This window comes from Citricoccus sp. I39-566 (assembly GCF_031432995.1).
Classification (GTDB): domain Bacteria; phylum Actinomycetota; class Actinomycetes; order Actinomycetales; family Micrococcaceae; genus Citricoccus; species Citricoccus nitrophenolicus_A.
This window is the reverse complement of the sequence record NZ_CP133842.1, coordinates 1,869,469-1,889,658: the sequence shown is the minus strand read 5'-3', so window position 1 is coordinate 1,889,658 and position 20,190 is coordinate 1,869,469. Positions and strand designations below refer to the sequence as shown.

The following is a 20,190-nucleotide window of genomic DNA, read 5'->3' as shown; positions in this document are numbered from 1 at the left end:
CCCATCGAAAGGTACACAGTGGAGATTCGCCGGATCCGCATCGCCTCCGTCGGCAATGAGCTCCTGGCCGGCGTGGGCGACCCCCGCGCGCTGGGCTGGCTCGGCCGGGTGCTGGCCAAGACCTCGGCCCCCGGGGTCCAGCTGGAGAGCTACGTCCTGGCCCGTCCGGGCGAGGGCACGGAGGCGCTGTCCCAGCGCTGGCAGGCCGAGACGGCCCTGCGGTACGGCGAGGCCACGGAGAACCGGCTGGTGATCGGGCTCTCGGACACCGATCTGGATCGCGAGGCCTCCACGGCCCGGGCGCGGCTGAACCTGGCCAACATCCTGGACCGCGCGGCCCAGCTGGACATCGCCACCCTCGTGGTGGGTCCGGTGCCCTCCCTGGACGGGGAGCGCAACATCCGCCTGCAGGAGCTGAACACGGCGTACATGGACGTGGCGGACCGCCGCCACCACTACTACGTGGACACGTTCACCCCCCTGGTGAACCACGAGCAGTGGCGCAACGACCTGGCGGCCGGCCAGGGCCTGCCCGGCCAGGCCGGCTACGGGCTGATCGCCTGGCTCGTCCTGCACCGCGGCTGGTACCAGTGGCTGAACCTGCCGGAGCCCACGGCCTGACCGGTTGGGAGCACCCACCCCACGTGTGAGAAACTGGATGGTGCTGTCACGGACCGTGACGGCGTCGGATCACCGGAAGGAACCGCGATGAGCAAGCGTGGACGCAAGCGCAAGGACCGCCGCAAGGGCAGCGCCAACCACGGCAAGCGGCCCAACTCCTAAGGCCCTGCCGACTCCCTGGCCCCGCCGGGGGCAGCAGAACCACCAGACCCCGCCGATCGGGACGGTTGAGCCGTCCGCTCCGGCGGGGTCTGTTGCGTTGCGGGGCTGTTGCCCGGCCCGGCGTCCGTCCCGGCGCCAGGCCTAGTGGCCGGCCTCCAGCTTGATCTGGCTGATGCGCGCCATGATGCTGACCTTGAGGGTGCTCGGGGCCTTCTCGGTGCAGCTGCGCCGGACGACGGAGCGGATGATGCACTCGAGGTCGTACTCGCCGGCGCACTCGGTGCACTCCTCGAGGTGGCCCTTGACCTCCTCGAGGTCGCGGTGCGTCAGGGCACCGTCCAGGTATTCGTACAGGCGCTGGATGCGGGTGTCCGCGCAGTCGCCGATCTTCTGGCAGTCCTCGCTCATCTGGTGCCCGCCTCCTGGTCTTGCTGGTTGGTGCCGGCCGGGTCGGTGGGGGTCCGTCCGGTGGTGGTCTGCTTCGGGCCGATGCCGCGTTCCCGCGCGTAGTCGGTCAGCAGGCCCCGCAGCAGCTTGCGGCCCCGGTGCAGCCGGCTCATGACCGTGCCGATCGGGATGTCGAGGATCCCGGCGATCTCCTTGTAGGCGAAGCCCTCCACGTCCGCGAAGTACACCGCCAGCCGGAACTCCTCCGGGATGGACTGCAGGGCGTCCTTGACGTCCGAGTCGGGCAGGTGGTCCAGCGCCTCGGTCTCCGCCGAACGCAGTCCGGTGGAGGTGTGCTCGGCGGCCTGGAACATCTGCCAGTCCTCCACCGTGTCCGTGGCGGCCTGCTGCGGCTGGCGCTGGCGCTTGCGGTACAGGTTGATGTAGGTGTTCGTCAGGATCCGGTACAGCCAGGCCTTCAGGTTGGTCCCCGGCCTGTACTGGTGGAAGGACGAGTAGGCCTTCGTGAAGGCCTCCTGGACGAGGTCCTCGGCGTCCTGCGGGTTGCGCGTCATGCGCATGGCCGCCGAGTACAGCTGGTCCACGTACTCGAGGGCATCCCGCTCGAAGCGTTCGCGCCGGGCACTGTCCGATTCGGTGGCCCGGTCCACGTCGGCCGTGTCATGTGCCGCGGGGCCCCGGGCGGCGTCTTGGGTATCCATCGCCGACCAGTCTACGGCCCGTTCCCTGACGGCGGGCCGTTCGGCCAGGGCCAGTGCTGTGGGGGCCATGGACGCCCTCCTTTCGCCGGTCTCGGATCCGGCTCGGCATCGGATCTCCCCCGGGCCCGCCCGGGTGCTCTTGGCCGGTACAGCAACCGGCCCGGCACCGTTATTCCTCCGCCCGGTAATCTGGGCAGGGTGATGAACCACCCTGCAGATCCCTGGCCCGCCCCCCGACCGGACGGTCCGGTCCGCGGCACCGTGCGCGTGCCCGGCTCCAAGTCGCTCACCAACCGCTACCTCGTGCTCGCCGCCCTGGCCGAGGGGCCGAGCCGGCTGCGCGGCGTGCTGGACAGCCGCGACTCCCGCCTGATGATCCAAGCGCTCACCGCGCTCGGCGCCTCGATCAGCCGCGTCGCCCCGGGCACGGTGGAGGTCATCCCCGTGCCCGACGCCGGCCCCCGGACCCCCGCGGACGGCGTCACCATCGACTGCGGCCTGGCCGGCACGGTCATGCGCTTCGTCCCGCCCGTGGCCGCGCTGGCCTCCGGGGCCGTGCACTTCACCGGCGACGAGGCCGCCCTGGCCCGGCCCATGGGTCCGGTCCTGCAGGCGCTGGCGGCCCTCGGCGTCCGGGTGGACGGCCCGGGGGCCGACGCCGGCACCCTCCCCTTCACCGTCCACGGCGGCGGCGCGGCAGGAGCAGCAGGAGGCGGGGCCGAGGGTGCGCAGGCCGACGTGGACGGTGGCCGGATCGAGGTCGACGCCTCCGGCTCCAGCCAGTTCATCTCCGCCCTGCTGCTGGCAGCCCCGCGCTTCCGCCGGGGGCTGCACCTGGTGCACACCGGCGCCTCGGTGCCCAGCCCCGAGCACATCGGCATGACGGTGGCGGTGCTGCGCCGCTGCGGGGTGGACGTGGATGACTCCGTGCCCGGCCGGTGGAGGGTGTCCCCCGGCCCCATCCGCGCCCTGGACACCGCGGTGGAGCCGGACCTGTCCAACGCCGGCCCGTTCCTGGCCGCGGCCGTGGCCACCGGGGGCACGGTGTCCGTGCCCGACTGGCCGGCCGAGACCACCCAGATCGGCGATCGCTGGCGCAGCATCCTGCCGGCCTTCGGGGCCACCGTGGAGTTCTCCCCCGCCGCGGACGACGGCGGCGCGACCGGCACCCTGACCGTCACCGGCTCCCGCGGCCAGGACGGCCGTCCCCGCATCACGGCGCCCGGGGACCTCGACGGCACCGCCGAGCTGGCGCCCACGGCGGCGGCGCTGTGCCTGCTGGCGGACGGCCCGGGGCGGCTGACCGGGATCGGCCACCTCCGCGGCCACGAGACGGACCGGCTGGCGGCCCTGGCCACCGAGTCCGCCCGGCTCGGCGGGCGGGTCGAGGAGGGGCCGGACGTCCTGGCCTTCGCCGGCGGCCGCGAGGGACTGCACGGCGCGACCCTTCAGACCTACGAGGACCACCGGATGGCGACCTTCGCCGCCGTGCTGGGCCTGGCCGTGCCGGACGTGCTGGTGCGGGACATCGCCACCACGGCCAAGACCATGCCGGACTTCCCCCGGATGTGGACGGACCTGGTCGACGGCAGCGGCGGGACCGCGTGAGCCGCCCCGGACGCCGGTTTGACCCGAAGCGCTGGGACGAGTCCGACATCCGCTCGCGGCCCACGAAGAAGGGCTCACGCCCGCGCACCAAGGAGCGCCCCGGGCACGACGACGCGGTGATCGGCCGGGTCGTGACGGTGGACCGGGGCCGGTACACCGTCCACCTGGACGACGGTTCCACCGGGGACGCGGACCGGGACGTCACCGCCATGCGCGCCCGCGAACTGCGGAGCAACCCGGTGGTGACCGGGGACCTCGTGGGGGTGGTCGGGGACCTGTCCGGCCGGGAGGGCACGCTCGCGCGGATCGTGCGGATCGAGGAGCGATCCACCGTGCTGCGCCGCTCCGCCGACGACTCGGACGCCTACGAACGGGTGGTGGTCGCCAACGTGGACACCCTGGTGATCATGGTGGCCGCCGCCAACCCTGAGCCCCGCACCGGGTTCATCGACCGCGCACTGGTGGCCGCCTACGACGCCGGCATCGAGCCGGTGCTGTGTATCACCAAGACGGACCTGCGGGACCCAGCCGGGCTGCTGGACCACTACCGGCACCTCGACCTGGAGGTGCTCACCTCGCGCTCGGCGCGCGAGGAGGGCGCGGCCGGGTCCGGCGCTGCCGGGTCCGGTGCTGCCGAGTCCGACGCCGGGCCGCCCGACGCGGAACTGGACCCCGGCCTGCTCGCCGCCCTCCGGACCCGGCTGGAAGGCCACGTGTCCGTGCTGGTGGGACCCTCCGGCGTCGGGAAGTCCACGCTGCTCAACGCCCTGGCCGGCACCCGGCGGGCCACCGGCCACGTCAACGCGGTCACCGGCCGCGGGCGGCACACCTCCTCCTCCGCGCTGGCCATCCCGCTGCCGGACAGCCCGGGCGCCTGGCTCGTGGACACCCCCGGCATCCGCTCCTTCGGCCTGGGCCTGGTGGACCGGGACCGGGTGGTGGAGGCGTTCGACGACCTCGCCCCCGCCCTGGCCGACTGCCCCCGCGGCTGCTCCCACGCCTCCGGGGAACCGGGCTGCGCCCTCGACGGCTGGGTGGCCGCGGGCCAGGCCGGACCCTCCGGGGCCGAGCGGCTGGCGTCATTGCGCCGGCTGCTGAGCGGCGGAAGGTAGCGTGGCCTCCATGACCGATGCGCCCAAGAACTACACGGATGACCTCCGGCTCGCCCACATCATGGCCGACTCGGTGGACTCCCAGACCATGGCCCGCTTCAAGGCGCAGGACTTCACGGTCGACACGAAGCCGGACCTGACCCCCGTGACGGACGTGGACCGCGGCGCCGAGGAGCTCATCCGCGGCAACCTGTCCCGGGCCCGCCCGCGGGACGCCGTGCTGGGCGAGGAGTACGGCGAGGCCGGACACGGCCCGCGGCGCTGGGTGGTGGACCCGATCGACGGGACCAAGAACTTCGTCCGCGGGGTGCCCGTGTGGGCCACCCTCATCGCCCTGATCGACGACGGGGTGCCCGTGGTCGGCGTGGTCTCCGCCCCGGCCCTGAACCGCCGCTGGTGGGCCGCGAGGGGCACGGGCGCCTACACGGGCAAGTCCCTGGCCTCGGCCAGCCGCATCCACGTCTCCAACGTGTCCAGGATCGAGGACGCGTCGCTCTCCTACTCGTCCCTGGAGGGCTGGCGGGAACGCGGCAACATCCGCGAGTTCCTGGAGCTGACCTCCACCGTGTGGCGGACCCGGGCCTACGGCGACTTCTGGTCCTACATGATGGTCGCCGAGGGCGCCGTGGACATCGCCTGCGAACCCGAGCTGGAGCTCTATGACATGGCGGCCCTCGTGCCGATCGTCACCGAGGCCGGCGGGCGCTTCACCTCCCTGGAGGGCGAGGACGGGCCCTTCGGCGGCAACGCCCTGGCGACCAACGGACTGCTGCACCCGGAGGCCCTGGAGTCCCTCAACCCGGAACTGATCGGCCAGCAGCAGGCTTGATGACCGCCGTACCGCCCCCTCCCCCGGCGCCGCGGCACCCCGGCTGGGCCGTGGTGGGTGCCGTGGCCGCCGGCGGGGCCCTCGGCACCCTGCTGCGGTGGCTGCTGGTGGCCCCGGCCCCGGAGTCCGGCACCCCGGTGGCCCAGTGGGTGAGCCTGGGGATCGTGAACCTGTCCGGGTCCCTGGTGCTCGGGCTGCTCCTGGGGGTCGCCTCGCGGCGTGAGCTGCCGCGCTGGTTCGTGGCCGGGCTCGGGACCGGGCTGCTGGGGGCCTACACCTCGCTCTCCGCGGTGGTCCTGGCCGCCTCCGTGGCCCCCGTGGCCGGACTGGGCGACTTCATCCGGACCGGCTCTCCGGGCGGCTGGCCGCTCGTGGCAGGGTTGGCCGGGACCCTGCTGGCCCTCGCGGCCGGGGCCGCGCTGGGCACCATGGCCGCCGCCGCAGGACTGCGGCTGGGCGGATACCGCGCCCCCGGAACCGCGGGGCGGGCCCCATGATCATCCTGCTGCTCGCGGCGGCCGGGGCCCTGGGGGCGGTCCTGCGCCTGACGGCGGACCACTACCTTCCCGGCCGGGGCATCCTCGTGGCCAACGTCCTCGGCTCACTCGTGGCCGGGCTGACCACCGGTCTGCTCGCGGGCGCGGCGCTGGAGTTCTGGGTCACCGGGGTGGCCGGCGCGCTGACCACCTTCTCCACCGTGTCCGCGTCCACGGCACGGGACGCCCTGTCCGGGCGGCTCGCGGCCGCCGTCGGATCCTGGGCCGCCCACCTGTCCGCCGGCCTGCTGGCCGTGGGGCTGGGCCTCGCCCTGGGGATCGGCTGGTCCTGATCCGGTTCAGCGGCCGGCGGCCCGGCGGCCCGTGGGCCGCACCACCCCACCCCGGGCCGCGCGCCGCTCCTCGCGGGCCGTCCGGGACTCCTGCTCCAGGCGGTCCCGGTACAGCACCGTCAGGACCAGCGAGAGCACGATGAGCGCGAGGTAGATCGCGCCGAGCACCGGCTGGCCCACCACGAAGAGCACCACCGCTCCGAGCACGAAGAGCGCGTGCCCGGCCACGGCGTGCCACGGCCAGCCCGGACGGGCCGGCGCCTTCGGGGACAGGACGAGGCCCCACACGGCGGCCACCACCACCACGGCCACCACGGCCGCCCAGGGACTGGAGAACACCGTCAGGGCCCAGAAGCCCGCGGCGCCGAGCAGGCCCAGCTCGAGCAGGAACATCAGGACGGCGGACAAGGCGGAGCCGGTGGATTCAGGCATGATCCCACAGTCTAGGGGACGCACGGACATGACGAAGGCCCCGGGACACCATGGCTGGTGTCCCGGGGCCTTCGCCGGGGGATGGTGGAGATGGCGGGAATTGAACCCGCGTCCGATGCAGTGTTGCCAGGTCTTCTCCGGGCGCAGTGTGCTGTGGGTGTTACTCGGCCCTGGCTGTCCCGCACACAGGCAGCCAACCCGGGCCCAGCCGGATTGAGGTCTCCACCACGACCCCCGGCGAGGGTGGTGGACAGTGGCTATCTAGTTGACGCCAGGATCCGGGGCGATAGCATCCCCGGGCTGACGGACTCGTTCACTGATCAGGCAGCGAGAGCGAAGTCAGTGCGCTTAGATTCGGCACTTGTTGGTTTGCAGAGAGCGTTGACGAGATGACTCTGCATCCTCGGCCCGCTTCCCCTGTCGCGACTCACATCGTCGAAACCGATCATCCCCGTATTCAGTTGACAAACAACCGTCCATCATCCGGTCCCTGCGCGGCTTCGCTGACTCCGCGCCTGGTCCGGACTGTCCAGTGTAACGCATTCAGGGGCGGAGGTATTCCGCTCAGGCGGCGCGGCGGTTGCGCATCCGCATGGCCCGCTGGGCCTCGCGGTTGTCCTGCTTCTCCCGGAGCGCATGGCGCTTGTCATAGTCCCGCTTGCCTTGGGCCACCGCGATCTCCACCTTGACGCGACCGTCCCGGAAGTACAGCTGCAGCGGCACGATCGTGTGCCCGGCCTCCGCGATCTGGCGCGAGATCTTCGTCAGCTCCTGACGGTGCAGCAGCAGCTTGCGCCGGCGCCGGGCGGCGTGGTTGGTCCAGGAGCCGTTGAGGTACTCGGGGATGTAGACCTGCTCCAGGTAGAGCTCGTCCCCGTAGAACACGGCGAAGCCGTCCACCAGCGAGGCGTGGCCCTCCCGCAGGGACTTGACCTCGGTGCCCATCAACGAGATCCCGGCCTCGTAGGTGTCCAGGATGAGGTAGTTGTGCCGGGCCTTGCGGTTGGTCGCGATGACCTGCCGGCCGTCCGGCGTCTTCTGGTTGCCGGATCTTCCGGCGGACTTCTTGGCCACGGTTGCTCCTCTCCCGCCTCGGCCTGCATCGTGCCCGGTCTCGTGACCCGGACTGACCAGTCTACCCGCGCCGTCCGGGGTGCGGTGCCGCTACAGGAGACCTGCGGGGTTGACCGCCCGGCCGTCGAGGATGGTCTCGAAGTGCAGGTGACAGCCCGTGGAGTTGCCCGTGGTGCCGGTGTAGCCGATGACCTGGCCGCGCTGCACGTCCTGGCCGGGCGAGACGATGGACCGGGTCATGTGGTGGTACTTGGTGGCCAGGGCGCGGCCGTTGACCACCCCGTGGGAGAGGACCACGCGGTTGCCGGAGGTCCACACGGCCCAGTCGGCATTCCAGACCTCGCCGTCCGCCGCGGCCCGGATCGGCAGTCCGCAGCCGCCGCCGAAGTCCATCCCGGTGTGCACGTAGCCCCCGGCGCCCCCGTAGTCGAAGGTGCCGGACGGCGTCGGGCGCCATCCGAAGCCGGAGGTGATATAGGTGTTCAGCGGCCACTGCAGCCCCCAGCCGCTGGAGGTGCTGGCGGCCTCCTGGGCCTTGCTGGCCCGTTCCTCGGCAGCGTCCGCCTCACGGTTCGCCTGCTCGGAGGCCTCCTGCGCCCTGCGCGCGGCCGCCCGGTCCGCCTGCGCGGCCGCCTCCCGGGCCTTGCGGGCGGCCTCCTCGGCGGCACGCCGCTTGCGCTCGGCCTCGGCGACGGCCTCGCGGTGCCTCTCCTGCAGTTCGGAGGTCTTCGAGGACTCTGCCGTCAGGGCCCGCTGGCGTTCGGCGATCTGCTCGTTGACCTGGTCCTGCTCCGCGCGGTTGGCGTCGATCTGGGCCTGGATCCTCGGGCGTTCGGCCTTCAGCTCGTCCGTCAGCCGGGAGGTGCTGGTGACCATCTCGTCCAGTTCCCGCTTGGCCTCGGCGGCCTGGTTGCGGGCCTGTTCCTCCCGCTCCAGGGCCTCTTCGGCCTGGGCGCGCAGGTCCCGGATCTCGTCCTCGACGGCGGCCAGTCGCACCTCGGCGTTGACGTCCGTGGACTTGGACTGTGAGACGGAGGAGATGCGGCTGTTCTGGATGCGCAGGGCCTGGTTCGCCATCCCCATGGCGTCCGGCAGCGAGGAGTCGCTCAGCCCCAGGATGAAGGCCAGGTCCGAGGAGACCCCGCCCTGCTTGTACGCCTGGTTGGCGATCTGGCCGATCTCGGTGGCGGCCGCGTCCAGCTCCTGCTCGCTCGCGGCGATCTCCGCCAGGATCTCCGACCGGCTCGACTCGGCCTGCCGGACCCGCTCGTTCAGGGACTGCACCTCGGCGGTGGCCGCCGAGACCCGACCCTCGGCGGAGGACAGCGCCTGCTGGGCGCCGGGCAGCTGGTCCTGCAGGCCGTTCAACTCCCGGATCTTCGCGGCGATGTCCGCGTCGAGCCCCTCGAGGGACGCGTCGAGGTCCCCCTGGCGGTCCTTCAGCTCGGACTGCTCGCCGCCGAGGTCTCCGATCTCCCGGTCGATCTCCGCCTGGTTCCGCTCGGCCTGCTCGATCTGCCGCTGCAGGTCGTCGACAGAGTCCTGGGCCACGGCGGTGCCGCCCATGGACAGGGTCATGAGCGTCACCAGGCCGGCGCCCAGGATGGCGCGGGAGAGTCGGCGTCGGGTCACGGTGTGCCTCCGGTGTCGGGGGGAAAGTCGGGTGGGGACGTCACGTCGGTCACGCCGGGGCGCTGCAGGCCTGAAGGTCTCAGAACAGCATAGACGGTGTCACGTCTGTAACACGTGTATCACGCTCATCACACCTTAAGGTAACGCCTCAGGGTGAGAATCGACGAAAGCGCGGCCAGCAGGATCGCCACGCCCAGCAGGAGCGGGACCAGGACGAGCGCGTCCACGCCGGCGATGAACCCGGTCCCCGGGTACTGGCCCGTGAGCCAGTCCCCGATGAAGAACTCCGCGATCGCCCAGGTGGTCACGCTCGCCAGCACGGCCCCGATCAGCGCCGCGATGACGCCCTCCAGCAGGAACGGCAACTGGATCATGGTCTTCGAGGCACCCACCAGGCGCATGATCCCGGTCTCGCGGCGGCGGGAGAAGGCCGAGAGCCGGATGGTGGTGGCGATCAGCAGCACCGCACAGACCAGCATCACCACGGCCACGGAGACGGCGATGACGGAGGCCATGTTCATCAGGGAGAAGATCTGCTCGAGCAGCTCACGCTGGTCGGACACGATCTCCACCCCGGGCATGGCCGAGAAGAGCTCGTTGACGACCTCGTACTGCTCGGGGTCCACGAGCGCCACCCGGAAGGACTCCGGCAGCTGTTCGGCCGTGACGGTGCCGGACATCGCCGAGTTCTTGAACTGCTCCTGGAAGATCTCCAGGGCCTGCTCCTGGGACTCGTGCTCGTAGCTCTTGATGTAGGGGGCGGCAGTGGGGGACTCCAGCAGCTCCTGGATGGACTCGCGCTGCCCGTCCGTGACGGGCCCGGAGACGCAGGAGGTGGTGGTGGAGGTGTCCGTGCACAGGAAGATCGCCACCTCCACCCGGTCGTACCAGTAACCCTTCATCTGGTTGATCTGCAGCTGCAGCAGGCCGGCGGCGCCCACGAAGGTCAGCGAGATGAAGGTCACGAGGACCACCGAGACCACCATGGACAGGTTGCGGCGGATACCGGAGAAGGTCTCCCCGAGGACGAAGGCGAATCTCATGCCTGGGTCTCCTCGGCACCGGCGGCTTCGGTTCCAGCGGGTTCGGTGACAGCGGGTTCGGTGACAGCGGGCACGGTGCGGTATCCGCCCCCGGACTCGTCGCGGACGATCTCCCCGGCCTCCAGCTCCACCACGCGGCGGCGCATCTGGTTGACGATGTCGTCGTCGTGCGTGGCCATGACCACGGTGGTGCCGTTCTGGTTGATGGTGTCCAGCACGGACATGATGCCCAGCGAGGTCTCCGGGTCGAGGTTGCCGGTCGGCTCGTCCGCCAGCAGGATGTCCGGCCGGTTGACGATGGCGCGGGCGATGGCCACGCGCTGCTGCTCGCCGCCGGAGAGCTCGTGCGGCATGCGCCGCTCCTTGCCGGCCAGGCCCACGGTCTCCAGCACCTCGGGCACGTCCTTGCGGACCTGTGCCCGCCCCTTGCCGAGGACCTGCATGGCGAAGGCCACGTTGGCGTAGACGGTCTTGTTGGGGAGCAGGCGGAAGTCCTGGAAGACCACGCCGATCCCGCGGCGCAGCCTCGGCACGCGCCATGAGGGCAGCCGCGCCACGTTGCGGCCCACCACGTAGACCGCGCCGCCGCTGGCGCGCTCCTCGCGCAGCATGAGGCGGATGAAGGTGGACTTGCCGGAGCCGGAGGCGCCCACCAGGAAGACGAATTCCCCGCGCTCGAACTCCACCGTGACGTCCTGCAGGGCCGGACGGGAACGGCGGTCATAGACCTTGGTGACCTGCTCGAACCGGATCATGTTCCACACTCGCCCCCGGACACACGCGTCCTGCGGCACCAGGGGGGATCGGTAGGGGGAAGGCTCGGTGCTCGCGCAGTCCACCGTAGTCACGAAGAGATAACAGCGGTGGGATGTCGGGGCGGACGGCGCCGGTGTGTCACCGTCCCGCCCCTGGCCCGCCGGCGGCTCGGTCCAGTACTCTGCGGATCACGAGGGGTCGCCGCCACGGCGTGGCGGTACCGGCGGTCGAGGTCCGCGACGACCTCGTTGAGGGTCCCACGAGCCGAGCGGCCAGGGGATTCAGGTCCTGATTCAGGTCCTGCAGCGAGGAGGCGTGACGGTCGCACGAGCGTCAACGACTCCCCGGAGATCCTCCGGACCACCCTGCAGGTCGCAGCATCACCGCGGGTCAGCATCCGGTGCGTCCAGCACCCACGACACACCGAGGCCCGGCCACCGCGTGCGGCGACCGGGCCTCGAGCGCCCGCTGGCCGGCGTCGGGCCGGGGCGGGTGTTCTTCGTGCCGTCGGGTGCGTGCTGTCTAGTGCGTGGCGCCTAGTGCAGGGTGGCGCCGGTGGCGGCGCGGACCTCGTCCTCGCTGACGCCGGGAGCGGTCTCCACGAGCACCAGGCGTGGGTTGGCGGGATCGGTCTGGCGGTCCACGTCGATCACGGCCTTGTCCGTGATGACGCGGTCCACCACGCCCTGACCGGTCAGCGGCAGGTCGCACTGGGCGAGGACCTTCGGGGAGCCGTCCTTGGCGTTGTGGTCCATGAGCACGATCACCCGGCCGGCGCCGTGGACCAGGTCCATGGCCCCGCCCATGCCCTTGACCATCTTGCCCGGGACCATCCAGTTGGCCAGGTCGCCGTTCTCGGCCACCTGCATGCCACCGAGCACGGCCACGTCGATCTTGCCGCCGCGGATCATCCCGAAGGACTGCGAGGAGTCGAAGAAGGACGCCCCCGGGTTGACCGTCACAGTCTCCTTGCCGGCGTTGATCAGGTCCGGGTCGAGATCCTCCTCGAGCGGGTAGGGTCCGACGCCGAGGATCCCGTTCTCCGACTGCAGCACCACGGTGCGGCCGGCGGGGATGTGGTTCGGGATCAGGGTCGGCATGCCGATGCCCAGGTTGACGTAGGCGCCATCCGGCAGCTCCTGGGCAGCGCGGGCCGCCATCTCATCACGGGTCCAGCTCATCGGGTCTCCTCCCCCTCGGTGCCGGCCGGTGCGGTCCGGAGGGTCCGCTTCTCGATCGGCTTCTCGATGTCCGGACCGACCTCGACGATCCGGTGGACATAGACGCCCGGCAGGTGCACCTGGTCCGGGTCGATCTCGCCCGGCTCCACGATCCGCTCCACCTGGGCGATGCACACGCTGGCGGACATGGCGGCCGGCGGGGCGAACTGCCGGGTGGCCTTGTTGAAGACGAGGTTGCCGTGACGGTCCCCCACCGCGGCGTGCACGAGGGCGAAGTCCGTGACGATCGACTCCTCCAGCGCGTAGGCCTTCTCGCCCGTGCGGCCCATCTCGAAGGTGCGGATGTCCTTCGGCTGGGAGGCCTTGGCCACCGTGCCGTCCTGGTGGTACTTCATCGGCAGGCCACCGTCCGCCACCTGCGTCCCCACGCCGGAGCGGGTGTAGAAGGCGGGGATGCCGGCGCCACCCGCGCGGAGCTTCTCCGCCAGGGTGCCCTGCGGCACCAGCTCGACCTCCAGCTCGCCCTCCAGGTACTGCCGCGCGAACTCCTTGTTCTCTCCCACGTAGGAGGAGATCATCTTGGAGATCCGGCCGGCGCCCAGCAGGATGCCGAGCCCCCAGCCGTCCACCCCGCAGTTGTTGGAGACGATGGACAGGTCCTTCGCCCCCTGCTCCTTGAGGGCCTCGATCAGCTGGATCGGGTTGCCGGACAGGCCGAAGCCGCCCACGGCCAGCAGGGAGCCGTCCGGGATGTCCGCGACGGCCTCGGCCGCCGACGCCACCGTCTTGTCCAAACTCATGGTGTACCTACTCTCTTCCTCGTGTGGTGTCACTGGGCTGTGGTCTCACTGGGCGGTCCAGCCGCCGTCCATGGTGTAGGAGGCGCCCGTGGTCATGCCGGCGGCGTCCGTGGCCAGCCAGACCACGAGCGCGGCGACCTCCTCCGGCTCGGTCAGCCGCTTGATCGCCGAATGCGTGAGCATGATCTTCTCCAGCACCTCGCCCTCGGAGATGCCGTGCGTGCTGGCCTGGTCCGCGATCTGCTGCTCCACCAGGGCGGTCTTCACGTAGCCGGGGTTGATGCAGTTGGACGTCACGCCGTGGGGGCCGCCCTCCAGGGCGGTCACCTTGGACAGTCCCTCCAGCCCGTGCTTGGCGGAGACGTAGGCGCTCTTGAAGGCCGAGGCCCGCAGCCCGTGGGCCGAGGACAGGTTGATGATCCGTCCGAAGCCCCGCTCGTACATGCCCGGCAGCGCGGCGCGGGTCAGCAGGAACGGGGACTCGAGCATGAGGCGGTGGATGAAGCGCCAGGCCTTCGGGTCGAACTCGTGGACGGGGGCCACCCGCTGGATGCCGGCGTTGTTCACCAGGATGTCCGTGTCCAGCTCCAGGTCCTCGAGGGCCTCGGTGTCCGCCAGGTCGGCCACCCAGGCCGTGCCCCCGACCTCGGCGGCCAGCGCCTCGGCCGTCTCGGCGTTGAGGTCCGCCACCGTGACCGTGGCCCCCGCCGCGGCGAGGGCACGCACGCAGGCGGCCCCGATCCCGGAGGCCCCACCGGTCACCACGGCCCTGCGCCCGACCAACAGGCCCTCGCGGAAGATGGAGGCCCCGTGCTGGGGCCGGTCCTGCTGGGTCGGTGCGTCGGTCATGGTGGTGCCTGCCTTTCGTGCGTGGGGGTCAGGGGTGCGGTCGGGGGGGGGGGCTCGGTCGGGAGAGCCGGTGGACCAGGCGCAGGCCGCAGGGGGCTAGAGGCTCAGCAGCAGGGCCTCGCCCTGACCGCCGCCGCCGCACAGGCTCACGGCGGCCCGTCCGCCGCCGCGCCGGGACAGCTCCAGGGCGGCCGTCAGGGCCAGCCGGGCACCGGAGGCGCCGATGGGATGGCCCAGGGCGATGGCGCCGCCGTGGATGTTGGTCCGCTCCGCCGGGTAGTCCAGGTCCTTGAGGGACTGGACCACCACGGCGCCGAAGGCCTCGTTGATCTCGATGAAGTCCAGGTCCTGCACGGTCCAGCCGCCCTTGGCCACCGCCGCCCGGATGGCGTTGGCCGGCTGGGAGTGCAGGGAGGAGTCCTCCGGGCCGGCGACCTGCCCGGCTGCGCCCACGGTGGCCAGGATGGTCAGTCCCCGCTCCTCGGCGAAGGCCCGCGACGTCACCACGAGGGCGGCGGCGCCGTCGGAGATGGGCGAGGAGTTGCCGGCCGTGATGGTGCCGCCCTGGCTGAACGCCGGGCGCAGCCCGCCCAGGGATTCCACCGTGGTGTCCGGGCGGACTCCCTCGTCCGTGGAGACCGTAAGCGGCTCGCCCTTGCGCTGCGGGATCTCGATCGGCGCGATCTCCGCCTCGAACACCCCCTCGGACTGCGCCGCGGCGGCCCGTTGGTGGGAGGCCGCGGCGGGCTCGTCCTGGGCGGCGCGGTCGATCCGCCTCTCGGCATTTCCGTCCTCGGTCAGGTCCCCCATGGACTCCTTGCTCAGGGCGTCCGTCAGGCCGTCATAGGCGACCGAGTCCAGCACCGTGGTGGGGCCGTACTTGTACCCCTGACGGGCACCCATCAGCAGGTGCGGCGCGTTGGTCATGGACTCCTGGCCGCCGGCCACCACCACGGTGGCCTCGCCCAGCCGGATCAGCCGGGCGGCATCGATCACGGCGGTCAGCCCGGAGAGGCAGACCTTGTTGACGGTCACCGCCGGCACGTCCCAGCCGACCCCGGCCGCCAGAGCCGACTGCCGGGCCGGGTTCTGGCCCTGCCCCGCCTGCACGACCTGGCCCATGATGACCGCCTCCACGTCTCCGGCTTCCACCCCGGAGCGCTGCAGGGCGTGCCGGATGGCGTGGGCCCCCAGGTCCATGGCCGTCAGGGAGGCCTGCTGGGACAGCAGCCGGGTGAAGGGGGTCCGCGCCCCGCCGACGATCACCGCGTCCTGGGCCGAGCGCTGCTCTGCCGCGACGGGGGTGGAGGCCGGGGTGGTGGGGTTGGTGGACATCGATACTCCTTGGTGAATCACGATTAACTGGTGGTGTAGACGTTACCCGGGCTGGGCTCAGGCGAGGCCGAGCAGGAACAGCGCGCCGAGCAGGATGGCCACGGTGAGGGCCGGGACCACGAGGGTGACCATGCCGATGTCCTTGTAGGACTGGCGGTGGGTCATGCCGCAGACGATCAGCAGGGTGACCACCGCGCCGGAGTGCGGCAGGGTGTCCAGCCCGCCCGCGGCCAGGGCCGTCATCTTGTGCATGATCTCCAGGCTCACGCCCTGCTCCACGGCGAGGTTCCGCAGCTCCTCGCCAAAGGCGTTCAGGGCGATGGTCATGCCGCCGGAGGAGGAACCGGTGATGGCCGCGGTCACCGAGGTGGACACCACGGAGGTGACCAGGGCGCCGCCGCCGATATTGAACACCGAGTCGCGGATGAAGGCGAACGCGGCCACGGAGGCCACCACGGCGCCGTAGCCGACCTCGGAGCCGACCGAGAAGATCGGCAGCATGGAGCCCTTCACGCCCTCGGCGAAGCCCTTGCGCAGCGCGGCGAACTCGCGGATGTTGAAGGCCACGATCACCAGGATGGCGACGAGCAGGCCCAGGATCACGGCCCAGATGCCGGAGCGTCTGTCCATGTCCACCCCGCCGAACTTCTCCTCGGCGAGGTAGCCCCACTCCAGGTTCGGGAAGATCAGCAGGGTGCAGGCGAAGGTGACGGCGAAGACCGTCAGCAGCGGGATGAAGGGCAGGAGCGGATGGCGAGGGGCCAGCATGGCCTGCACGCCGTGGGCGTTGTCCTCGGCCTCGACGGCCGGCCGGTCCTCGGCGCGCTCCTGCTCGCGCAGTGCGGCTCCGGGGCCGCGGCCGGTTCCGGGGCGGGAGGCAGGGCGGGAGGCTGAGTGGGAGGCTGAGTGGGAGGCGGCACGGGCGGCCGCGTGGATGCCGGACCTGCCGTCCGCCGTCGTCGCCCCGAGGCCCTCGAAGTGCTCGCCCTTGGCCTGCAGCGACCTGCGGCGGTACTCCAGCCAGGCCCAACCGCCGCCGAAGATCATCACGGCGGCGATGATGCCCAGGATCGGGGCCGCGTAGGCCCCGGTGCCGAAGAATTGGCCGGGGATGAGGTTCTGCACCTGCGGGGTACCCGGCAGGGCGGTCATGGTGAAGGTGAAGATGCCCAGGGCGATCGTCCCGGGGATCAGGCGCTTCGGGATGTCCGCCACCCGGAACAGCTCACGGGCCAGCGGGAACATCACGAAGGCCACCACGAACAGGCTGATGCCGCCGTAGGTCATCAGCGCCGAGGTGATGACGGTCGCCAGGATGGCGTTGCGGGCGCCGATCCAGCCGGTCACCGTGCGGGCGATGGACTCGGCGTAGCCGGTCACGGTCATCAGCAGGCCAAAGATGGCGCCGAGCAGGAAGATCGGGAAATAGCTCCCGACGTACCCGGCCATGGCCGGCATGAAGATCTCGGTGTAGGACGCCAGGATGGGCGCCCCCGAGAACACCAGCGCCACCACGGAGGCGATCGGCGCCGCGATGATGACCGGCATCCCGCGGTAGGCCAGCGTGATGAGCAGGACGAGGGACAGGATGATCCCGATGATCCCCAACAACATGGGTGATGACCTCTCGACGGGAGGAACGGCCGCCGCACCGGGGTGAGGTGCGTCACCGTGGTGCTTGGGCACCATGAACCAGCATGAAGCTGAAGAGTGATTCAGGCTACGTTCGGCGCTTCAAGGGAAGGGCGCCGGTTTCGTAGCCAGCTACGAAGACGCTACCCGCGCCGGCTCCCCCGGTGGGCAGCGAGCGCCCAGGAGGCCTCGATCAGGGTCTCCGGGGCGTGCACGTTCGAGCCGGTGATCTCCTGGTAGCGCTTGAGCCGGTACCGGAGGGTGTTAACGTGCACGGGGATGGAGGCGGCGGCGAGCGGGATGCTCAGGCCGTGCTCCAGGTAGGCATCCAGCGCCTCCAGCAAGAGCTCGCCGAACGTGCCCTCCTCGAGCAGCGGGGCCACGTGCCGGACGTGCAACAGCTCGGTGGTCTCGGGGCTGGTGAGGATCCCCATCCGCCAGGACAGCCGCTCGGCGTCCACGAGCCCGTCCCAGCCGACCCGGCGGGCGGCCTCCAGCACGCGACTGGCGCCCTCGAAGGAGTCCACTAGGTCCTCCAGGGCCACCGGGGTGCCCACCGCGATGGTGACGCCGGGCTCGGGACGGCCCGGGCCGACGTCGCCCACCAGGATCCCCACGGCCCCGGTGCCGCGGGCCGCGGCCAGCAGCCGCGTGCCGGAGCGTTCGGCCCAGTCCTGCAGCCGGGCGGTGGGATCGGCGGTGCTCCCGGGGCCGGCGTCGGCCCGCACCACGCGGACGGGGCTCTCCAGCGGGATGTCGAAGCTGGCGGCCCCGGCCAGCAGGCCGGTGCGGTCCAGGACACCGACGACGGCGTCCCGGATCCACTGGGTGCGGCGGTTGGAGTCCGCCACGGCCTGGGTGATGGAGCGGTCGCGGTAGACCACGACGGCCCGGGTGGTGAAGGCGTCTCCGAGGGACCACAGCAGGGTGCTGAAGGACAGGACCGTCTCGGCCGGCACCTGATAGCGCGGGGCCGCCGCCAGCAGGTGGCGCAGGATGATCGACAGGCACGCCCGGAAACCGGCCAGCACGTTGGCGATCTCGACGCCCTGGGCCATGCGTTCCTCGGTGAGGGTCTCCGCCTCGTCGATCCCCTCCGGGTCCGGGGCGCGGCCCTCGAGCAGCGTGCGGATGCTCAGGGCCCGGTTGCGGCGGGCGGAGGCCTTCAGGGAGTCGCTGCTGACCGTCTCGTAGCCGGGGATCGTGGCCCGGAGGGTGTCGACGGTCTCGGCCAGGATCGCGTCATCCGCCGCGAGCGACTCGACCAGATCCCGCACAGGATCACGCGCGGGTTCCATTCCAGCCGCCTCCTCCGCCGGACCGATCGGTTTCGGTCCCACTGTACGTCCGCGATGTCCGCAACGCCGGCCCGGAACTGCTGGGCTGCCCCGGGTGACTACGCCCCGCGCTCCGCGAGGGCCGCGAGCCGGTCGATCGAGGCCATCAGGTGCGCCGGGGTGTAGGAGCTGGCCCGGGCGAAGCGGCTCTCGTCCGCCAGCCGGGTCCAGTCGTAGGTGTGCCGCACGAGGGTGGCGCCCTGAGGTGCCGGCTCCAGTTCCCAGCGCCAGAGGTGGCCGCGGGGCTCCTCCCCCGCCGGGGCGGGCAGCCAGGCGATGAGCCGGCCCTCGGCGAACTCGACCACATGGTTCTCGCGGGACTGTCCGTTGGTCAGCTCGGTGACGAACACGTCTCCGACCGCGTGCACGCGCCGGCCTTCCGCGGAGCGGGCCAGGTTGTCATTGCCGTCCCATTCCGGCTGGCGGGCCGGGTCGGCGATCAGCTCGAAGATCCCCGACGCCGGCGCGCGCACCGAGCGCTCGGCGGTGGCGATGCGCTCGTGCACCGGGGGCAGGCCGGGCTGGGGATCCATGGCGCTCAGGTCCTTCAGTCGTCGCTGTGCTTGGCCCCGGCGCGCCAGCGGATGCCGGCGTCGATGAAGCCGTCGATGGATCCGTCGAACACCGAGGCGGGGTTGCCCTCCTCGTGGTTGGTGCGCAGGTCCTTGACCATCTGGTAGGGGTTCAGCACGTAGGAGCGCATCTGGTCCCCCCAGGAGGCCTTGACGTCCCCGGCCATCTCCTTCTTCTTCGCGTCCTCCTCGGCCTTGCGCACGAGCAGCAGGCGGGACTGCATGACGCGCAGGGCGGCGGCGCGGTTCTGGATCTGGGACTTCTCGTTCTGCATCGAGACCACGATCCCGGTGGGGATGTGCGTCATGCGCACGGCGGAGTCGGTGGTGTTGACCGACTGCCCGCCGGGGCCGGAGGACCGGTAGACGTCGATCTTCAGCTCGGTCTCGGGGATGTCGATCGAGTCGTCCGACTCGATGAGCGGGATGACCTCCACGGCGGCGAAGGAGGTCTGGCGGCGACCCTGGTTGTCGAAGGGGCTGATCCGCACCAGGCGGTGGGTGCCGGCCTCCACGGACAGGGTGCCGAAGGCGTAGGGGGCGTTGACCTCGAAGGTGGCCGACTTCAGCCCGGCCTCCTCGGCGTAGGCGGTGTCCATGACCTTGGTGGACCAGCCGCGCTGCTCGGCCCAGCGCAGGTACATGCGCATCAGGATCTCGGCGAAGTCGGCGGCGTCCACGCCGCCGGCGCCGGCACGGATGGTGATGACGGCGTCACGCTCGTCGTACTCGCCGGAGAGCAGGGTGACGATCTCCAGCTCCGACATGGTCTTGCGAATGGCCTCGAGCTCCTTGACGGTCTCCTCGCGGGCCGCGTCGTCGTCCTCCTCCGCGGCCAGCTCGACCATGACCTCGAGGTCGTCGATGCGCTGTTCCAGCCTGTTGATGCGCTCCAGCTCGGACTGGCGGTGGGAGAGCTTCGAGGTGACCTTCTGCGCCGCCTCCGGGTCGTCCCAGAGGTCCGGGGCCCCGGCCTGCTCGCTCAGCTCGGCGATGTCCGCCCGGATCCTGTCCATGTCCGAGACCTGCTCGATGTTGGACAGCGTGGAGCGCAGGTGCGCGATTTCTGCGGTGTAGTCAGTCTCAGCCATGGTGGAGACCACACTACCGCGCGGCGGGGCCGGTTCCTGTGCACGCCCGACGACGGCCCGGTTCCGGCGCGCTGGAGCGCGCCCTGGGGAGGGGGTACGTACCGGACGGGTGACGGGCACGCGGGGCCGGTCACCCGTCCGCGCACTACATTCTTCAGTCACCGGGCAGATCCCGCTGCTCGGTGA

Annotated in this window: 22 protein-coding genes and 1 other RNA gene; 7 read left to right on the top strand and 16 right to left on the bottom strand. The window is 71.4% G+C overall.

The genetic code is table 11. The features are described from left to right. Window positions 1-18 precede the first annotated feature (18 nt). Both RE421_RS08700 and RE421_RS16815 read left to right on the top strand, forming a co-directional pair. Window positions 19-621 (top strand): GDSL-type esterase/lipase family protein, encoded by a 603-nt coding sequence (locus RE421_RS08700; RefSeq protein ID WP_309808816.1) that lies wholly within the window; start codon window positions 19-21, stop codon window positions 619-621. 87 nt (window positions 622-708) lie between these two features. After that, window positions 709-783 (top strand): 50S ribosomal protein bL37, encoded by a 75-nt coding sequence (locus tag RE421_RS16815; protein WP_371300742.1) that lies wholly within the window; start codon window positions 709-711, stop codon window positions 781-783. A 141-nt stretch (window positions 784-924) separates the two neighbouring features. Here RE421_RS16815 and rsrA read toward each other — a convergent pair whose 3' ends face one another. Then, a complete protein-coding gene (gene rsrA, locus RE421_RS08695) occupies window positions 925-1,191 on the bottom strand; it encodes a mycothiol system anti-sigma-R factor (protein ID WP_309808814.1) in 267 nt (88 codons plus the stop codon). Further along, entirely contained in the window at window positions 1,188-1,892 is a 705-nt protein-coding gene (locus RE421_RS08690) for a sigma-70 family RNA polymerase sigma factor (protein WP_309817227.1), read from the bottom strand. Before RE421_RS08690 ends, rsrA begins: the two co-directional genes overlap by 4 nt. Window positions 1,893-2,093: 201 nt before the next feature. Between RE421_RS08690 and aroA the strand changes: the two genes are divergently transcribed. The 5 genes from aroA to RE421_RS08665 are packed head-to-tail and all read left to right on the top strand — an operon-like array spanning window position 2,094 to window position 6,270. Then, window positions 2,094-3,500 (top strand): 3-phosphoshikimate 1-carboxyvinyltransferase, encoded by a 1,407-nt coding sequence (aroA, locus tag RE421_RS08685; protein ID WP_309808813.1) that lies wholly within the window; start codon window positions 2,094-2,096, stop codon window positions 3,498-3,500. Then, a complete protein-coding gene (locus tag RE421_RS08680; protein WP_309808811.1) occupies window positions 3,497-4,612 on the top strand; it encodes a ribosome small subunit-dependent GTPase A in 1,116 nt (371 codons plus the stop codon). The genes aroA and RE421_RS08680 overlap by 4 nt, the downstream gene beginning before the upstream one ends. A gap of 10 nt (window positions 4,613-4,622) precedes the next feature. Next, window positions 4,623-5,441, top strand: a complete 819-nt coding sequence (gene hisN / locus RE421_RS08675) for a histidinol-phosphatase (RefSeq protein WP_309808809.1) — start codon at window positions 4,623-4,625, stop codon at window positions 5,439-5,441. Beyond that, entirely contained in the window at window positions 5,441-5,938 is a 498-nt protein-coding gene (locus RE421_RS08670) for a CrcB family protein (protein WP_309808807.1), read from the top strand. Before hisN ends, RE421_RS08670 begins: the two co-directional genes overlap by 1 nt. After that, entirely contained in the window at window positions 5,935-6,270 is a 336-nt protein-coding gene (locus RE421_RS08665; RefSeq protein WP_309808804.1) for a CrcB family protein, read from the top strand. The genes RE421_RS08670 and RE421_RS08665 overlap by 4 nt, the downstream gene beginning before the upstream one ends. A 6-nt stretch (window positions 6,271-6,276) precedes the next feature. Here RE421_RS08665 and RE421_RS08660 read toward each other — a convergent pair whose 3' ends face one another. From RE421_RS08660 to prfB, 14 genes are all read right to left on the bottom strand, one after another. Further along, a complete protein-coding gene (locus tag RE421_RS08660; RefSeq protein WP_309808801.1) occupies window positions 6,277-6,702 on the bottom strand; it encodes a DUF2568 domain-containing protein in 426 nt (141 codons plus the stop codon). A gap of 82 nt (window positions 6,703-6,784) precedes the next feature. Further along, window positions 6,785-7,155, bottom strand: a transfer-messenger RNA (tmRNA) gene (gene ssrA, locus RE421_RS08655). 111 nt (window positions 7,156-7,266) lie between these two features. Further along, window positions 7,267-7,776: an SsrA-binding protein SmpB gene (gene smpB / locus RE421_RS08650; RefSeq protein ID WP_309808799.1), complete on the bottom strand. Its 510-nt coding sequence runs from the start codon at window positions 7,774-7,776 to the stop codon at window positions 7,267-7,269. A 90-nt stretch (window positions 7,777-7,866) separates the two neighbouring features. Beyond that, window positions 7,867-9,408: a peptidoglycan DD-metalloendopeptidase family protein gene (locus RE421_RS08645; RefSeq protein WP_309808798.1), complete on the bottom strand. Its 1,542-nt coding sequence runs from the start codon at window positions 9,406-9,408 to the stop codon at window positions 7,867-7,869. A 128-nt stretch (window positions 9,409-9,536) separates the two neighbouring features. After that, window positions 9,537-10,451, bottom strand: a complete 915-nt coding sequence (gene ftsX / locus RE421_RS08640) for a permease-like cell division protein FtsX (RefSeq protein WP_309808796.1) — start codon at window positions 10,449-10,451, stop codon at window positions 9,537-9,539. Then, on the bottom strand, window positions 10,448-11,206 hold the full coding sequence (gene ftsE, locus RE421_RS08635; protein WP_309808794.1) for a cell division ATP-binding protein FtsE: 759 nt from the start codon (window positions 11,204-11,206) through the stop codon (window positions 10,448-10,450). The genes ftsX and ftsE overlap by 4 nt, the downstream gene beginning before the upstream one ends. A 537-nt stretch (window positions 11,207-11,743) precedes the next feature. Then, complete coding sequence (locus RE421_RS08630; protein WP_309808792.1) at window positions 11,744-12,388, bottom strand: CoA transferase subunit B; 645 nt, start codon at window positions 12,386-12,388, stop codon at window positions 11,744-11,746. Beyond that, on the bottom strand, window positions 12,385-13,188 hold the full coding sequence (locus RE421_RS08625) for a CoA transferase subunit A (RefSeq protein ID WP_309808790.1): 804 nt from the start codon (window positions 13,186-13,188) through the stop codon (window positions 12,385-12,387). Before RE421_RS08625 ends, RE421_RS08630 begins: the two co-directional genes overlap by 4 nt. Window positions 13,189-13,233: 45 nt before the next feature. Continuing rightward, a complete protein-coding gene (locus RE421_RS08620; protein ID WP_309808787.1) occupies window positions 13,234-14,037 on the bottom strand; it encodes a 3-hydroxybutyrate dehydrogenase in 804 nt (267 codons plus the stop codon). A gap of 96 nt (window positions 14,038-14,133) precedes the next feature. After that, a complete protein-coding gene (locus RE421_RS08615) occupies window positions 14,134-15,372 on the bottom strand; it encodes an acetyl-CoA C-acetyltransferase (RefSeq protein WP_309808785.1) in 1,239 nt (412 codons plus the stop codon). Between the two features lie 57 nt (window positions 15,373-15,429). Then, on the bottom strand, window positions 15,430-16,986 hold the full coding sequence (locus RE421_RS08610; RefSeq protein WP_309808782.1) for a GntP family permease: 1,557 nt from the start codon (window positions 16,984-16,986) through the stop codon (window positions 15,430-15,432). A gap of 161 nt (window positions 16,987-17,147) precedes the next feature. Beyond that, complete coding sequence (locus RE421_RS08605) at window positions 17,148-18,302, bottom strand: helix-turn-helix domain-containing protein (RefSeq protein WP_309808781.1); 1,155 nt, start codon at window positions 18,300-18,302, stop codon at window positions 17,148-17,150. Between the two features lie 98 nt (window positions 18,303-18,400). Next, window positions 18,401-18,874 (bottom strand): SRPBCC family protein, encoded by a 474-nt coding sequence (locus RE421_RS08600; RefSeq protein ID WP_309808779.1) that lies wholly within the window; start codon window positions 18,872-18,874, stop codon window positions 18,401-18,403. Between the two features lie 14 nt (window positions 18,875-18,888). Next, window positions 18,889-20,004 carry a peptide chain release factor 2 gene (gene prfB / locus RE421_RS08595; protein ID WP_309808777.1) on the bottom strand — a complete coding sequence of 372 codons (1,116 nt, stop codon included), beginning with the start codon at window positions 20,002-20,004 and terminating at the stop codon, window positions 18,889-18,891. Window positions 20,005-20,190: the final 186 nt, after the last annotated feature.

Excerpts from the sequence above, each read along its gene's own strand:
- RE421_RS08670 (WP_309808807.1), top strand. The coding sequence starts at position 5,441 with ATGACCGCCGTACCGCCCCCTCCCCCGGCGCCGCGGCACCCCGGCTGG.
- RE421_RS08630 (WP_309808792.1), bottom strand. The coding sequence starts at position 12,388 with ATGAGCTGGACCCGTGATGAGATGGCGGCCCGCGCTGCCCAGGAGCTG.
- hisN (WP_309808809.1), top strand. The coding sequence starts at position 4,623 with ATGACCGATGCGCCCAAGAACTACACGGATGACCTCCGGCTCGCCCAC.
- ftsX (WP_309808796.1), bottom strand. The coding sequence starts at position 10,451 with ATGAGATTCGCCTTCGTCCTCGGGGAGACCTTCTCCGGTATCCGCCGC.
- RE421_RS08625 (WP_309808790.1), bottom strand. The coding sequence starts at position 13,188 with ATGAGTTTGGACAAGACGGTGGCGTCGGCGGCCGAGGCCGTCGCGGAC.
- aroA (WP_309808813.1), top strand. The coding sequence starts at position 2,094 with ATGAACCACCCTGCAGATCCCTGGCCCGCCCCCCGACCGGACGGTCCG.
- RE421_RS08660 (WP_309808801.1), bottom strand. The coding sequence starts at position 6,702 with ATGCCTGAATCCACCGGCTCCGCCTTGTCCGCCGTCCTGATGTTCCTG.
- ftsE (WP_309808794.1), bottom strand. The coding sequence starts at position 11,206 with ATGATCCGGTTCGAGCAGGTCACCAAGGTCTATGACCGCCGTTCCCGT.
- rsrA (WP_309808814.1), bottom strand. The coding sequence starts at position 1,191 with ATGAGCGAGGACTGCCAGAAGATCGGCGACTGCGCGGACACCCGCATC.
- RE421_RS08690 (WP_309817227.1), bottom strand. The coding sequence starts at position 1,892 with ATGGATACCCAAGACGCCGCCCGGGGCCCCGCGGCACATGACACGGCC.
- RE421_RS08605 (WP_309808781.1), bottom strand. The coding sequence starts at position 18,302 with ATGGAACCCGCGCGTGATCCTGTGCGGGATCTGGTCGAGTCGCTCGCG.
- RE421_RS08665 (WP_309808804.1), top strand. The coding sequence starts at position 5,935 with ATGATCATCCTGCTGCTCGCGGCGGCCGGGGCCCTGGGGGCGGTCCTG.
- RE421_RS08610 (WP_309808782.1), bottom strand. The coding sequence starts at position 16,986 with ATGTTGTTGGGGATCATCGGGATCATCCTGTCCCTCGTCCTGCTCATC.
- RE421_RS08620 (WP_309808787.1), bottom strand. The coding sequence starts at position 14,037 with ATGACCGACGCACCGACCCAGCAGGACCGGCCCCAGCACGGGGCCTCC.
- RE421_RS08600 (WP_309808779.1), bottom strand. The coding sequence starts at position 18,874 with ATGGATCCCCAGCCCGGCCTGCCCCCGGTGCACGAGCGCATCGCCACC.
- prfB (WP_309808777.1), bottom strand. The coding sequence starts at position 20,004 with ATGGCTGAGACTGACTACACCGCAGAAATCGCGCACCTGCGCTCCACG.
- RE421_RS08615 (WP_309808785.1), bottom strand. The coding sequence starts at position 15,372 with ATGTCCACCAACCCCACCACCCCGGCCTCCACCCCCGTCGCGGCAGAG.